At 45.0% G+C, this 13,491-nt stretch carries 13 protein-coding genes; 7 read left to right on the top strand and 6 right to left on the bottom strand.

Translation table 11 applies throughout. The annotated features are described in order from the left end of the window. Positions 1-32: 32 nt before the first annotated feature. The 3 genes from R7Q47_RS13205 to argS form a co-directional block, all read right to left on the bottom strand. Positions 33-554 (bottom strand): YqhA family protein, encoded by a 522-nt coding sequence (locus tag R7Q47_RS13205; protein WP_005382193.1) that lies wholly within the window; start codon positions 552-554, stop codon positions 33-35. Between the two features lie 150 nt (positions 555-704). After that, positions 705-1,133, bottom strand: coding sequence for an HIT family protein (locus R7Q47_RS13210; protein WP_005382194.1), 429 nt, complete (start codon positions 1,131-1,133; stop codon positions 705-707). 124 nt (positions 1,134-1,257) lie between these two features. Continuing rightward, positions 1,258-2,991: an arginine--tRNA ligase gene (gene argS, locus R7Q47_RS13215; protein ID WP_005388349.1), complete on the bottom strand. Its 1,734-nt coding sequence runs from the start codon at positions 2,989-2,991 to the stop codon at positions 1,258-1,260. 220 nt (positions 2,992-3,211) lie between these two features. Here argS and R7Q47_RS13220 point away from each other — a divergent pair, with 220 nt between their 5' ends. Beyond that, positions 3,212-3,808, top strand: a complete 597-nt coding sequence (locus R7Q47_RS13220) for a VOC family protein (protein ID WP_025766980.1) — start codon at positions 3,212-3,214, stop codon at positions 3,806-3,808. Positions 3,809-3,880: 72 nt separating this feature from the next. Here the strand turns inward: R7Q47_RS13220 and R7Q47_RS13225 are convergent, their stop codons facing one another. The 3 genes from R7Q47_RS13225 to purU all read right to left on the bottom strand — a co-directional run bounded on the left by R7Q47_RS13225 (position 3,881) and on the right by purU (position 6,914). Further along, entirely contained in the window at positions 3,881-4,249 is a 369-nt protein-coding gene (locus R7Q47_RS13225) for a hypothetical protein (protein ID WP_005382200.1), read from the bottom strand. Positions 4,250-4,253: 4 nt separating this feature from the next. Continuing rightward, complete coding sequence (locus R7Q47_RS13230; RefSeq protein ID WP_054576706.1) at positions 4,254-5,873, bottom strand: S1 family peptidase; 1,620 nt, start codon at positions 5,871-5,873, stop codon at positions 4,254-4,256. A gap of 207 nt (positions 5,874-6,080) precedes the next feature. Continuing rightward, a complete protein-coding gene (gene purU, locus R7Q47_RS13235) occupies positions 6,081-6,914 on the bottom strand; it encodes a formyltetrahydrofolate deformylase (RefSeq protein ID WP_005382206.1) in 834 nt (277 codons plus the stop codon). 218 nt (positions 6,915-7,132) lie between these two features. Between purU and R7Q47_RS13240 the strand changes: the two genes are divergently transcribed. The 6 genes from R7Q47_RS13240 (at position 7,133) to fadD (ending at position 13,428) form a co-directional block, all read left to right on the top strand. After that, the gene (locus tag R7Q47_RS13240) at positions 7,133-9,073 is read left to right on the top strand and encodes an ATP-dependent DNA helicase (RefSeq protein ID WP_005382210.1); all 1,941 of its coding nucleotides are present in this window, start codon (positions 7,133-7,135) and stop codon (positions 9,071-9,073) included. A 29-nt stretch (positions 9,074-9,102) separates the two neighbouring features. Further along, positions 9,103-9,804, top strand: a complete 702-nt coding sequence (gene tsaB / locus R7Q47_RS13245; protein ID WP_017819943.1) for a tRNA (adenosine(37)-N6)-threonylcarbamoyltransferase complex dimerization subunit type 1 TsaB — start codon at positions 9,103-9,105, stop codon at positions 9,802-9,804. Between the two features lie 60 nt (positions 9,805-9,864). Continuing rightward, positions 9,865-10,170: a hypothetical protein gene (locus R7Q47_RS13250; RefSeq protein ID WP_017819942.1), complete on the top strand. Its 306-nt coding sequence runs from the start codon at positions 9,865-9,867 to the stop codon at positions 10,168-10,170. A gap of 41 nt (positions 10,171-10,211) precedes the next feature. After that, positions 10,212-10,769, top strand: coding sequence for a Slp family lipoprotein (locus tag R7Q47_RS13255; protein ID WP_005382214.1), 558 nt, complete (start codon positions 10,212-10,214; stop codon positions 10,767-10,769). A gap of 6 nt (positions 10,770-10,775) precedes the next feature. After that, a complete protein-coding gene (locus tag R7Q47_RS13260; RefSeq protein ID WP_005382215.1) occupies positions 10,776-11,630 on the top strand; it encodes an alpha/beta fold hydrolase in 855 nt (284 codons plus the stop codon). Between the two features lie 106 nt (positions 11,631-11,736). Then, entirely contained in the window at positions 11,737-13,428 is a 1,692-nt protein-coding gene (gene fadD, locus R7Q47_RS13265; protein WP_005382216.1) for a long-chain-fatty-acid--CoA ligase FadD, read from the top strand. The last annotated feature ends 63 nt before the right edge of the window (positions 13,429-13,491 follow it).

Consider the following 13,491-nt stretch of genomic DNA (forward strand, 5'->3'; position numbering starts at 1 on the left):
TTTGCTGGTTATTGTTTGTGAATACAGCGAAATTAATGTTCTTCAGAGTGTTTAGTCGCGCCTAACTCTAGGAACTTTAAACCAAGACTTAAAACTAAAATCGAAATAGGTAATGTTAAGATCGTCCAATCTAAGCTGTCGAAGTTAATCAGCACGAGCTCTAAGAACTTCACAAACAAGATCACGATGATGACTTCAGCCAAAATGTTTTTTAGATGGCCGATGTTTGGGGTTCTGATCCAATGCAAAACCGACTGCTCTTGTGTTTTCGCTTTAGCTTTGTTGGAAATAAATAGTGTGTAGATGCCGTGAGCAAAGATGAACAAAACTAGTGCGACAAGAAACGTATCCAGTGACTTGATCAAATAAGCGATCGCGATGTCTGCTTTATCTAAATGTGCGAGTGCTTCTGGAGGTGTTTGATTGAGAATGAAGACCGCAAATGCCGAATAGGTTTTTGCTGCACCCATAAGAAAAAGCAAGAATGAAGCAGCCATAGAACAGATAATGGCGATCCAGCTGACGTATCGGAATGTGTTGAAGACTTGTTTCATGATGACCCTCTCTAACTGAGCTGGTAGTCTAAACAAGTTTTATTTTAGTGATAATCCCAGAAAAATGAGAAAGATTGTTACAAATACGTATTAATCTTTCTCTGTCTATTTCAGCCGTATTCAAAGGCGAATTATTTTCGCTAGCAGTGCTTATGCTTTTTGGAAAATAGAACTCAGTGACAGCACATTTTTAATGCGACCAAGCAATTCGTTTTGCTCTTCTTCTGTACGGAATTCACCTTTGGTGTTACCCCAAACCGGTCCCGGCCATGCTACGTCATCTTTGAAGCGAGCAATATGGTGAATGTGCAGCTGTGGCACCATATTACCTAGCGCACCAAGGTTTAGCTTGTCTGGACGGAATGTTGCTTCCAGTGCTTGGCTTACCGCTTGAGACTCTAGCAAAAACTGTTGCTGTTCTTGCATTGGCAAGTGGTGAAGCTCTTTTAGGTTTGCACGTTTAGGGACCAAGATAACCCATGGCACGGCGTTATCTTTATGCAGAAGCGCCACACACAGTGGGAAGTGGCCGATAACGGTGGTGTCTTTTGCCAGTTGAGGGTGCAGTTCAAAACTCATTATGTTGTCCGATTTGAATTGAATGACATCAGTATACGCCAGATAAAACAAAAGGTTGACGCTTTCACGTCAACCTTTGTCATCATTTAGCTTGTGCTACTTAAGCTACCTACGTAAAAGCGGATTACATACGCTCTAGAGTATCAATACCTAGTAGAGACAGACCTTGCTTGATGGTCTTCGCTGTTAGCGCAGCTAGTTTCAGACGGCTTTGTTTCACAGCTTCGTCTTCAGCAACTAGGATAGGGCACGCTTCGTAGAAACTAGAGAACTGACCTGCTAGTTCGAATAGGTAGCTACACATGATGTGCGGTTGGCCTTCGCGAGCGACAGATTGAACCGCTTCTTCGAACTGCATAAGTTTAGCAATAAGTGCTTTCTCTTTCTCATCAGTGATTTTGATGTCGCCTTGGAGAGCGTCCATAGCAACACCAGCTTTAGCGAAAATAGAAGCTACGCGAGTGTATGCATATTGCATGTATGGTGCTGTGTTACCTTCAAACGCTAACATGTTGTCCCAATCGAACACGTAGTCAGTCGTACGGTGTTTAGATAAGTCAGAGTATTTAACCGCTGCCATTGCAACTGTTTTAGAGATCTTCTCTTTTTCTTCCGCATCTAGCTCAGGGTTTTTAGATTCGATCAGTTGTGCTGCACGAACTTCTGCTTCATCTAGAAGGTCGGCAAGGCGAACGGTACCACCCGCACGAGTCTTGAATGGCTTACCATCTTTACCAAGCATCATGCCGAACGCGTGGTGCTCAAGAGATACTGACTCAGGTACGTAGCCTGCCTTACGAACAATTGTCCAAGCTTGCATTAGGTGCTGGTGTTGACGTGAGTCGATGAAGTAAAGCACACGGTCTGCGCTTAGCTCTTCATAACGATATTTTGCACATGCGATGTCTGTTGTTGTGTATAGGAAACCGCCATCGCGTTTTTGAACGATAACGCCCATTGGTTCGCCATCTTTGTTCTTGTATTCATCTAGGAATACAACTTGCGCGCCATCATCTTCAACGGCAAGACCTTGTTCTTTTAGGTCTGCAACGATCTTAGGAAGCATGTCGTTGTACATGCTCTCGCCCATCACGTCGTCACGAGTCAGTGACACGTTTAGACGGTCGTAGTTGCGCTGGTTTTGGATCATGGTTACATCAACGAGTTTTTTCCACATTTCTGCACAGTACTCGTCACCGCTTTGCAGTTTCACAACGTAGTTTCGCGCCTTTACTGCGAAGTCTTCATCTTCATCGTACAGCTTTTTCGATTCGCGGTAGAAGCCTTCAAGGTCCGCAAGCTCCATAGAAACTTCGCCAGACTCTTGTTGTACACGTTCAAGGTTTGCGATAAGCATACCGAACTGAGTACCCCAGTCGCCGATGTGGTTCGCACGGATCACTTTGTGACCTAGGAACTCAAGAGTACGTACCACCGCATCACCGATGATGGTTGAACGTAGGTGACCAACGTGCATTTCTTTAGCTACGTTTGGTGCAGAGTAGTCAGCAACGATAGTTTGAGCTTCGTCTGCTGCAACGCCAAGACGTGAGTCAGCCAGTGCTGCTTCCGCTTGTTTTGCTAGGAACTCTTCGCTTAGGAAAATGTTGATGAAACCAGGACCAGCGATTTCTGTCTTGCTTGCAATACCATCTAGGTCTAGAACATCCAGTACTTTCTGTGCAAATTCTCGTGGGTTAGTACCCAGTTTTTTAGCAACGCCCATTACGCCGTTTGCTTGGTAGTCACCAAATTGTGGCTTTGCTGATTGGCGTACTGCCGCAGGACTGCCTGCAGGTGCGCCAGCGGCTTCTAGAGCCTGAGATACTTTGTCATTAATAAGTGCTTGGATATTCACACGCGTTTCCTTCAATTCAAGGACGAAGAACTCGGCGAAGTAAGTGCCGAGTTCTGTTGGAGTTCACAAAAATGGGGCTAATGATAACAACTTTATTGCTTTTCATACAGAGAGGAATTGGGGAAATTTATACTTTTTCGATTGAATGGAAATGTGGTTTGGTTTGCGTTTACTATTGCGCTCAGAGTAATGAGATAAATCGCCCCAAAAGAGAACCACAATGACGACTCAACTAGTTGAAAAACGCCTAGCGCCTGAATTGATGATCCAAGATTTGGATGCATTTATGGCGAAGATTGAAGAGTTTGCATCCCTGTTAAAACTGGATCTGAGCTTTGCTCAAGCTGACCATATTGCGTTGCGTATTAACGATACTGATACCGCAAAAGCTGCGCATGAGGCTTGGAGTCAATACGGAAAGGTGATTTCACAAGCGAAAATCAACGGTCGCCCAATTATTGTTATTGAGTTCGATAAAGCGTTGGAAAGTCGTGGCTGGAAGATTGAGTGTCTGGAGCTGCCATACCCTGCGGAAGGCAAAATCTACCCAACTGAAAGCTGGGAACATGTGGAGTTTGTGATTCCGTCTCATGCCGAAACCGCAGATGAGTTTCTTGCTGATTTGAGACACACTTATCCAGCGTTTGGCGCACGCTTTAATGAGTTAGAAGAGCTGGGTGTGAAGATCAAACTGTCGAGCCCGAAAGGGGATGGCGAACGCTTGAATAACCCAACAGTGGCGTTTAAGTACCAAGGCATTTGTATCAAACTGCACCCGCATTCACTTAAGCGTATTGTGGAGTCTGAGCAGGCGTAAAACGCTAGGGTGAGAATTGCTGAGTTGCGATAGGCAAAAAGGGAGCCGAGGCTCCCTTTCGTAAGCGAATCACTATTTAGCCAGTGACTTGCTTTTTGGGTTGGTAATGGAAAGTTTTTTGCCTTTCAACTCTTCATCTAAAGGCAGTGTAAAAGTTTTGGCAAACGGCATTCGTTTACAATGATCCGCCTTGTCTCTAACGATAGTAATAAGAGCTTCTGTCTGTGAGCTTTGCTCTATTTTTAGGCTAAAATCATCGTTCTTACTGCAGCCGTTAGACTCTGTGATAAATGAAATTTGACTCTCACTTGTCCTATAAGTCTCTACCATCATTGCTTGGTGCTCAGACGTCTGGTTTGTTTGCAGTCCTGCGTTTGCTGAACATGCAGTTAAACTGATAGTGCCCAAACCAAGTAGGAATATCTTGAGTCTATGTTTCATCTCGTTACCTTTTTTTGCGTCGTACGAATGAACCTGCAGCCATTAACACCAGTAGGCCAATAGATAAACTGCCGCCTGAACTAGACTTTTTATTAACGTCGTTACCAGCATCGCCCGTATTATCTGTGCTGACTGACATATTTATGTTGCGAACAAATGCTTGCGCGCTGTAAATGCCACTTGAAAACGGGTGTTGGACGTATTCAAACGTTATCGTATTAGATGCTTTGTAAAGATCGATCTGGATCTCTTTATAATCGAGGAGTTGGTTGGTGCTATCGTAAATTTCACCATTAACTAAGATGAACAAGTAATCAAAACCATCGGACATTACTTTGAGATCCATGGTAAGTTTGCCCTTCGGAAGATCGGTCAAAACCAGCTCAGATACACCAGGATAAGCTCCCATATCCGCTGATTGCAGTTCACCATTTTCAGCCGTCCAAGCGTTTTGACCGGTATAAACATTTGCGTCTGCTAGCGGAATGGCATTACGCACTGATCTGCTTGCTTTATCTACACCTGAATACTCGAAAGTTGTTGTGAGTCTGGACAGTTTCGGATGATCGGTAAAGAGCTCTATCGTTGTTTCTGATCCCGAATAGCTAGGTTGGTAGCCGACGGTAATTTGACAGCTTTGCGAAGGCTTTAAGGTACCAGTACAAGTGCTTTTCTCGATGGTACTTCCGTATGATATTGTGCTTTGGTAGATGTTGAATGGGATAGTATCGTCATTACGAATAGTAAAGGTCTCTTGCTGCGCTTTTCGCTCAACGAAACGAAGATCTTGGTACTTAGTGAAGCTGATAGTATTGCGATGGCTATCTATCCATCCATTGTGTTGAAAATGAGCGACGTTGGCGTAAACACCATAAGCGTTTGGTTGAGCACATCCATCCCCCCAGCTGACCACGCCTAGCAATTTGTTGATACCGTTATCATCAACGATGAGTGGACCGCCGCTATCTCCTTGGCAGCTATCTTTACCTCCCCAATAGTATCCGGCGCAAATACCGTCATCTGATACATTAGAGTAGTTTCCTGGTAGGTTTTGGCAGGTAGCTCGATCTACGTATTCCAAATCTACTTGTTGTAAAACGGTTGGGTATATTCGGTCTGTCGTGGACGTATTTCCCCATCCAGCCACGTGCAACTTGTCTCCTACGCGTACGCTATCTAAAAGTTCTGGCGTTGCCAGGTCAATAGTTGCGCTATCGATATTGCGTTCTAATTCAATAAGAGCGATGTCATTGTTCGTTGTTATGTTGTTATATTCATCATGTGAATAGATATTTTTAATGGCGATGCGCTGTGCTTGAGACTCTCTGTTTTTGTCATAAAGACCAAGAACGATATCCAGATCGTCCGCATTAAGACCTTCCACACAGTGCGCAGCAGTTAATACGTATTTTCCACCTAGGAAACTGCCACCACAAAAGTGACCAATAGATGTAGGTTGTCCTTTACGTACCAGTGAAGCAATAAATTTCCAGTCGGAAGTGTTGGCAGGTTCGCCGCCGATAATGCGAGTGGATACATCATTCTGAACAGGCTCAAGAGTATCTGCGATTGTGGTTGCTGGTAAAGTCAGCCCAATCAGAAAAGCCACTAACGTTTTTTTCATTTTAATTCCGTAATATTAACGTGGTTTATTATAAGAAGGACAAATGATAAACGGAATCATTCTCTCAGTAAATAGTTGTAGAGAAATGAAAAATTATAACGTATCGGTTTAACTTTGATGGTTAGAATTGGAGGGGGGGATCTTCTGAAAAGATGAAACCCGCCACGTTGGACGGGTTTCACTATCGTTGTAACTAGTACGGAGGGATTACAGGATCACGGTCTTATTCCCATAAACAAAGACGTGGTCATTGATCACTTTATTCAAAGCCTTACTCAATACGTTCTTCTCTACATCGCGTCCTGCTTGCGCCATATCTTGGGCATTGAATGTATGGTCGACAGGAATTACGTCTTGCTTGATGATCGGCCCTTCATCTAAATCATTAGTCACGAAGTGTGCTGTTGCACCGATGATTTTCACACCGCGATCGTAAGCTTGTTGATATGGCTTCGCGCCAATAAAAGCAGGTAAGAAGCTGTGATGAATATTAATGATTTTGTGGTGATATTTCTCAACAAACGTCGGCGTTAATACGCGCATGTATTTAGCTAGCACCAAAAAGTCAGCATCGTATTGATCGATCACTTCTAGCATCTTCTGCTCGTGTTCTTCACGGCTAAGGTTTTCATGGGTCACATGGTGGTAAGGAATGTCGAAGCGTTCAGTGAGAGTTTGCAGTTTGTCGTAATTCCCCACCACAGCGGCGATCTCAACATCTAGGCTTCCATCGTAGGTTTTCATCAGAATATCGCCTAAACAATGCGCTTCTTTTGTGACGAGAATGACGATGCGCTTACGGCGAGAGCCAACCAATTTACGCTTAGCACCTTGCGGGAGAGCTTGGTCCAAGTCGGCAAGAAACGTTTGATCGTTGAAGTACCCCTCCAACTCCGTTCTCATGAAAAAGTGGCCACTGGTATTATCAACAAATTCGTTATTGTGAACGATGTTGAGTTGGTGCTTGTAACAGATATTAGTAATTTTCGAGATGAGACCCGGGGCGTCAGAACAGTGGGTCAACAGTGTTTTCTTTTCCATAAATCAGGTACTTCCATGCATTAATACTTTAGCGTACGAATTTGTTATTATTCCCTGGCGGGTGTAACTGTACTGCCATGTTTCACCATAAATAATCTATTCTTACGTTGGTTTCAACAAAATATCCGCGTGTCGCCGCAAGCTGGTCAGATTGTGGGCTGATGTCACTCCTATTCCTCTGATATACTCTCGATAATTTTTCAAACTCAATACCAAGCATGATCGCAAAAACTTTTTCCTCTGATGGCGCGTTAGGTAAGGCCATTCCTGGCTTTCAAGCTCGTCAGCCACAAATCGATATGGCGGAAGCCGTCAGCAGTGCGATCAAAGATCAAACCCAGTTGGTGGTGGAGGCAGGAACCGGAACCGGTAAGACCTTCGCCTACTTAGTCCCTGCGCTGTTAAGCGGTAAAAAAGTGATCATCAGTACAGGCTCGAAAAACTTGCAAGAGCAGTTGTACCATCGTGACTTACCGCTCATGGTCAATGCGCTTGGTTTTTATGGCCAAGTGGCGTTATTAAAAGGGCGTTCTAATTATCTGTGTTTGGATCGTTTGAGCCGCCAAATGGTCGAAAGCCACACTAATGAATCTGACCCGACGTTATTAACTCAACTGGTTAAAGTGCGTGCTTGGTCATCAGAAACCAAAACAGGTGACCTTGGTGATTGTGATGATCTGCCAGAAGACAGCATGATCATTCCGACTATCACCTCAACCAATGATAACTGTTTAGGTAAAGAATGTCCGAGCTACACTGATTGCTTTGTATTGAAAGCGCGTAAGCGAGCCATGGATTCCGACATTGTTGTAGTGAACCATCACTTGTTTCTTGCTGATTTAGCGATCAAAGAAACAGGATTCGGTGAACTGATTCCAGAAGCCGATGTGTTTATTTTTGATGAAGCTCATCAGTTGCCAGATATTGCGAGCGAATATTTCGGCCAGTCAGTTTCAAGCCGCCAAATTCACGATCTTGCCAAAGACATTGAAATAGCCTATCGCACCGAAGCCAAAGATATGCGTCAATTGCAAAAAGTGGGCGACAAACTCATGCAAAGCGCAATGGACATGCGGATTGTATTGGGTGAGCCAGGCTTTCGTGGCAACTGGCGTGAGGCGTTGCAATCAGGTTCTATTAAGCGAGAATTATTGCGCTTAACTGACAGCCTCGAATTGGCGATTGATGTACTCAAAATAGCCTTAGGGCGCAGTCAATTACTGGATACCGCCTTTGAACGAGCAAATTTGATCAAAGGCCGTATCGACCGCGTCTGTGATGTCGATATTACCGGTTACTCATACTGGTACGATACCTCGCCTCGTCATTTCGCTCTGCACATTACGCCTCTTTCTGTCGCGGACAAGTTCCATGAGCAAATAGAGATTAAACAAGGCGCTTGGATTTTCACGTCAGCAACCCTAGCCGTATCGGGCGATTTCAAGCACTTTACTGAGCGCCTTGGCCTCAAGCCTACAAAGCAATTTTCTCTGCCGTCCCCCTTTGATTATCAAAAGCAAGCGCGCCTTTGTGTGCCAAGGTATTTGCCAGAGCCAAACAGTAACGGCTTAGCGGATAAGTTAGTCCGAATGCTTGCTCCGGTGATTGAAGAAAATGATGGTCGCTGCTTCTTTTTATGTACCTCGCACAGCATGATGCGTGAACTAGGTGAGAAGTTCCGAGAAGTACTTGAGCTGCCTGTGTTAATGCAAGGGGAGATGAGTAAGCAGAAAACCTTGGCGGAGTTTATGGAACTGGGTAACGCTTTACTCGTGGCGACGGGCGCTTTCTGGGAAGGGATTGATGTTAGAGGTGATGCGCTGAGCTGTGTTATTATCGACAAATTACCGTTTACCGCCCCTGACGATCCGTTACTCAAAGCCCGTATCGAGGATTGTCGATTACGTGGCGGTGAACCATTTGCTGAAGTACAAATCCCGGATGCAGTGATTACGTTAAAGCAGGGAGTCGGGCGATTAATTCGAGATCAGAAGGATCACGGTGCGTTGATCATTTGTGATAATCGCCTCGTCACGCGAGACTATGGTGGTATTTTCCTCGGAAGTCTACCACCTATCCCAAGGACGCGAGACTTAGATGGAATCAAAGCATTCCTGAAAGCAGAACAATCTGTCACAGACGCAAGTGCTGAGGCATAACCCAATAAATGAGAGTTGTAGAGAGTTAAATGAGCGCAAAAATTCTTGCTATCGATACAGCGACTGAAAACTGTTCAGTTGCGTTGTTGGCTAATGATCAAGTGATTTCACGTAGCGCGGTTGCACCACGCGATCACACCAAAAAAGTACTGCCAATGGTTGATGAAGTACTCAAAGAAGCTGGCCTGACTCTACAAGAGCTGGATGCGTTAGCGTTTGGACGTGGTCCAGGTAGCTTTACTGGCGTTCGTATCGGTATTGGTATCGCACAAGGTTTGGCGTTCGGTGCTGACTTACCTATGATCGGCGTTTCAACGCTGGCTGCAATGGCTCAAGGTAGCTATCGCTTACATGGTGTGACCGATGTCGCTGTGGCTATTGACGCACGTATGGGTGAAGTTTACTGGGCACGTTACACTCGCCAAGCAAACGGTGAGTGGGCAGAGATGGATGCAGAGTGCGTAATTCCACCAGCACGTCTCGTTGAAGAAGCACAAGCAGACGACAAAACGTGGACGACAGCAGGTACTGGTTGGGATGCTTACCAAGAAGTATTAGCAGACCTACCGTTTAATTTGACGCATAGTGACGTTCTGTACCCTGATTCACAAGACATCGTGATTCTTGCTGAACAAGAATTTAAAAAGGGTAATACCGTGCCGGTCGAAGATTCGAGCCCTGTTTATTTACGTGATAATGTGACATGGAAAAAACTTCCTGGTCGCGAATAGTCCGTTTTTCATTAACCTGACAAAAAGCAGGGCGTTTGCCCTGTATTTTTATGGAGTGCTATGGCGTCGATTAATGGCTTGCCTCCTTCTTTGATTCCCGGTGCAAATCGCACTCATAAAGCCAGTCAAAAGAAGCAGGTAAATAAATCACAAACAAAGCAGCCTGTAGGTCAGCCTTCAAAGGTTGCTAACGCCGTGGCGCACTCCATAAAACACGTGGATGAGTCCCAAATTCACCGAGCTCAAGTGCAATATGACCTTCCTGAAGGGGGCGCACGTAAAGCAATGGAGCAGTACATGGATGTCATGAATCGAGCTAAAAAAGAGGAACTGGCTCAATTACTTGGTGTCGATATTTACGTGTGAGATCTCCCCAGCTTGGGGTTACTAATATTGAAAGGTGGTTTATGAAGGTTTTTGGACGGTTTTTTCTCGCATTATTTGCTACGGTTGGTTTGTCTGCGTGTAGCTCTTTGCCAGAGGAGCTAAATGCAAGCACAGAATTGGTCGTTACAGACTATAAAGCGTTTGCTGAGTCTCAGGGGCAAGTGAGTGAAGATGTTCGCCTTGGTGGAATCATCGCTAAAGTGGATAACTTTAAAGATAAAACGCGTCTAGAGATTGTAAACCTTCCTATCAGTAAGTCTGGTAAACCTGATATTGATGAAGAGCCTACGGGGCGTTTTGTCGCCTATTTTGATGGCTATTTAGAGCCTGTCGCCTTTAGTGAAGGCCGTTTGGTGACGGTTGTAGGCAAAGGAGCAGGGGAAGAAGAAGGAAAGATCGGTGAGCACGGTTACATCTTCCCAGTAATTAAGGGGGAAGGGTACCGTTTATGGAAAATTGAAGAACGTGTACGCATGTATGACTCGCCAACCTACTTTTACCCATGTTACTCGATTAACTGCCGCATGTGGCGTAATGATTTCCCGCAAGACGGTAAAGTGATAAAACAGGTCAAATAATCTGCGATGCATGAGCGTCAATTCGAGCTTCCTGCCGGCAAAATGGCAGCCCTTGAGATAGGGAACGAGAAAACGGCTGACTTGTCAGTCGTTTTTCTTCATGGGTGGTTAGATAATGCGGGCAGCTTTAAAGCGCTCATGGAGCAGTTGAATCAACTTAATCCTCACTTACACCTCCTCGCCATCGATCATTTTGGTCACGGTTTATCGAGTCATAAATCTCACGATAATTATTACCCCTTTCACGACTATATTGCCGATTTGTATCAGTTTTTGGACGAATTATCACCAAACAGACTGATATTAGTAGGGCATTCACTTGGTGCTTTAATCGCAAGTTGCTATAGTGCAGCGTTTCCAGAGCAGGTCGAAGCTCTTGTGCAAATTGAGGGAGCAGGACCTCTTCATGAGGATCCTACTAACAGTTTGCCTCGTCTTCGCGATGGCGTTTTAAGTCGAATAAGACAGCAAAACAAGCCAGAGCGAGCCATTGCCTCCTTCGATCTGGCGTTAAAATTACGCATGCAAGCCAACCAATTAACCGCTGAGCAACTTCTACCGATAGTCGAGCGTGGAACAGAGCAGCGAGGAGATAAATGGTATTGGCGGCATGACGCCAAGTTAAAATGTGCGTCGCTTTACCGAATGGCGCAAGCGCATGCTAACTCGATTACCAGCCAAATACGTTGTCCTCATTTGATTGTATTAGGCGATCAAGGATTTCAGAATTTACCATCTAACCAAGCTGATTGGGGAGAGAACCCACCGCAAGTGGTTTCTGTCAAGGGTGGTCATCACTGTCATTTAGAGCAAATACTCGAGGTCGCAACGCGAATTCTTGGTGTAGTTAACAAAATTTAAACAAGTGTTTGAGAGTTGCGTGCTCAAGCACGTTCGCTGTGCTGTAATAGCTTTCAAAATAAAAAGGACGCTATTTTTTAGCCAGTTATAAACGAGGAGTAACATCGTGGATAAACCATGGCTTTCACGTTATCCAAGTGACGTACCTGAAACCATTAATCCAGAGCAATATGAGTCTTTGGTAGAAATGTTTGAACAGTCTGTACAAAAATATGCAGACCAACCAGCATTCATGAACATGGGCTCGGTTATGACCTTCCGTAAATTGGAAGAGCGTAGTCGCGCATTCGCAGCGTATCTGCAAAACGAGTTAAAACTGCAAAAGGGTGACCGTGTTGCTCTGATGATGCCAAACCTACTGCAATACCCAGTGGCGTTGTTTGGTATTTTGCGTGCAGGTTGTATCGCCGTAAACGTTAACCCACTTTACACTCCTCGTGAACTTGAACACCAATTGAATGACTCAGGTGCGACGACGATTGTGATTGTGTCTAACTTTGCGAATACGTTAGAACAAATTGTCGATAAAACACCAGTCAAACACGTAGTGTTAACCAGTCTTGGTCAAATGCTGCCACGAGCGAAAGGTACGATTGTCGATTTTGTCGTGAAGTACGTTAAGGGCATGGTGCCTAAGTACGATTTACCTGGTGCAATCTCAATGCGTCAGGCTCTACGTAAAGGTCGTCGTCTACAATACGTTAAACCGTTTATGTCTGGGGATGACATTGCATTCCTGCAATATACGGGGGGGACGACAGGTGTCGCGAAAGGCGCGATTCTGACTCACCGCAACATGATTGCGAACGTTCTACAGGCAAAAGGCGCGTACGGACCGGTTTTATCTCCGGGGCGTGAATTAGTCGTAACAGCATTACCGCTGTATCACGTATTTGCTCTTACCGTAAACTGTCTGCTGTTTGTCGAAATGGGTGGTCGTAACTTACTTATTACGAACCCTAGAGATATTCCAGGGTTCGTGAAAGAGCTACAAAAGCATCCATTTACTGCGATTACGGGCGTGAATACCTTATTTAATGCATTGGTCAATAATGAAGATTTCCACGAGTTGGATTTCAGTAATCTACGTTTAGCCGTTGGCGGCGGCATGGCAGTGCAGCGCTCAGTGGCAGAAAGATGGCAAAAGACCACGGGTTGCTATTTGCTCGAAGGTTACGGTCTAACAGAGTGTTCTCCGTTGGTGGCGGCATATCCGCATGATCTTGTTGAATACAATGGCTCTATTGGTCTGCCGGTACCATCAACAGAAGTTCGTATCGTGGACGAAGAAGGTAACGCTCTTGCGAATACTGAAACTGGCGAACTTCAAGTTCGTGGTCCTCAGGTTATGCAAGGTTACTGGCAACGACCTGAAGCAACGAAAGATACGATTAACGAAGACGGCTGGCTATCAACTGGCGACATCGTTAAGTTCGATGACGAAGGTTTCCTGCATATCGTTGACCGTAAGAAAGACATGATCTTAGTATCAGGCTTTAATGTTTACCCGAACGAAATTGAAGACGTTGTAGCACTACACGGCAAAGTACTTGAAGTTGCTGCTATTGGTCAGCCGCATGAAGTGTCTGGTGAATTAGTGAAGATTTATGTCGTGAAACGCGATCCGAGCTTGACCAAAGACGAAGTGATCGCGCATTGTCGAGAACACCTAACTGGCTACAAAGTTCCGAAGTTGGTTGAATTCCGCGAAGACTTACCTAAAACCAATGTCGGTAAGATCTTGCGTCGTGTTTTACGCGAAGAGAATGACGCTGAACTTGCAAAGAAAAGCGCATAAGCCGATTTCGTCGAGTCGAGAGATTTAAAAAATGATAGAATGCCAGCGTTTTGCTGGCATTTT

The sequence above is a fragment of the Vibrio sp. Vb0349 genome (assembly GCF_033338975.1).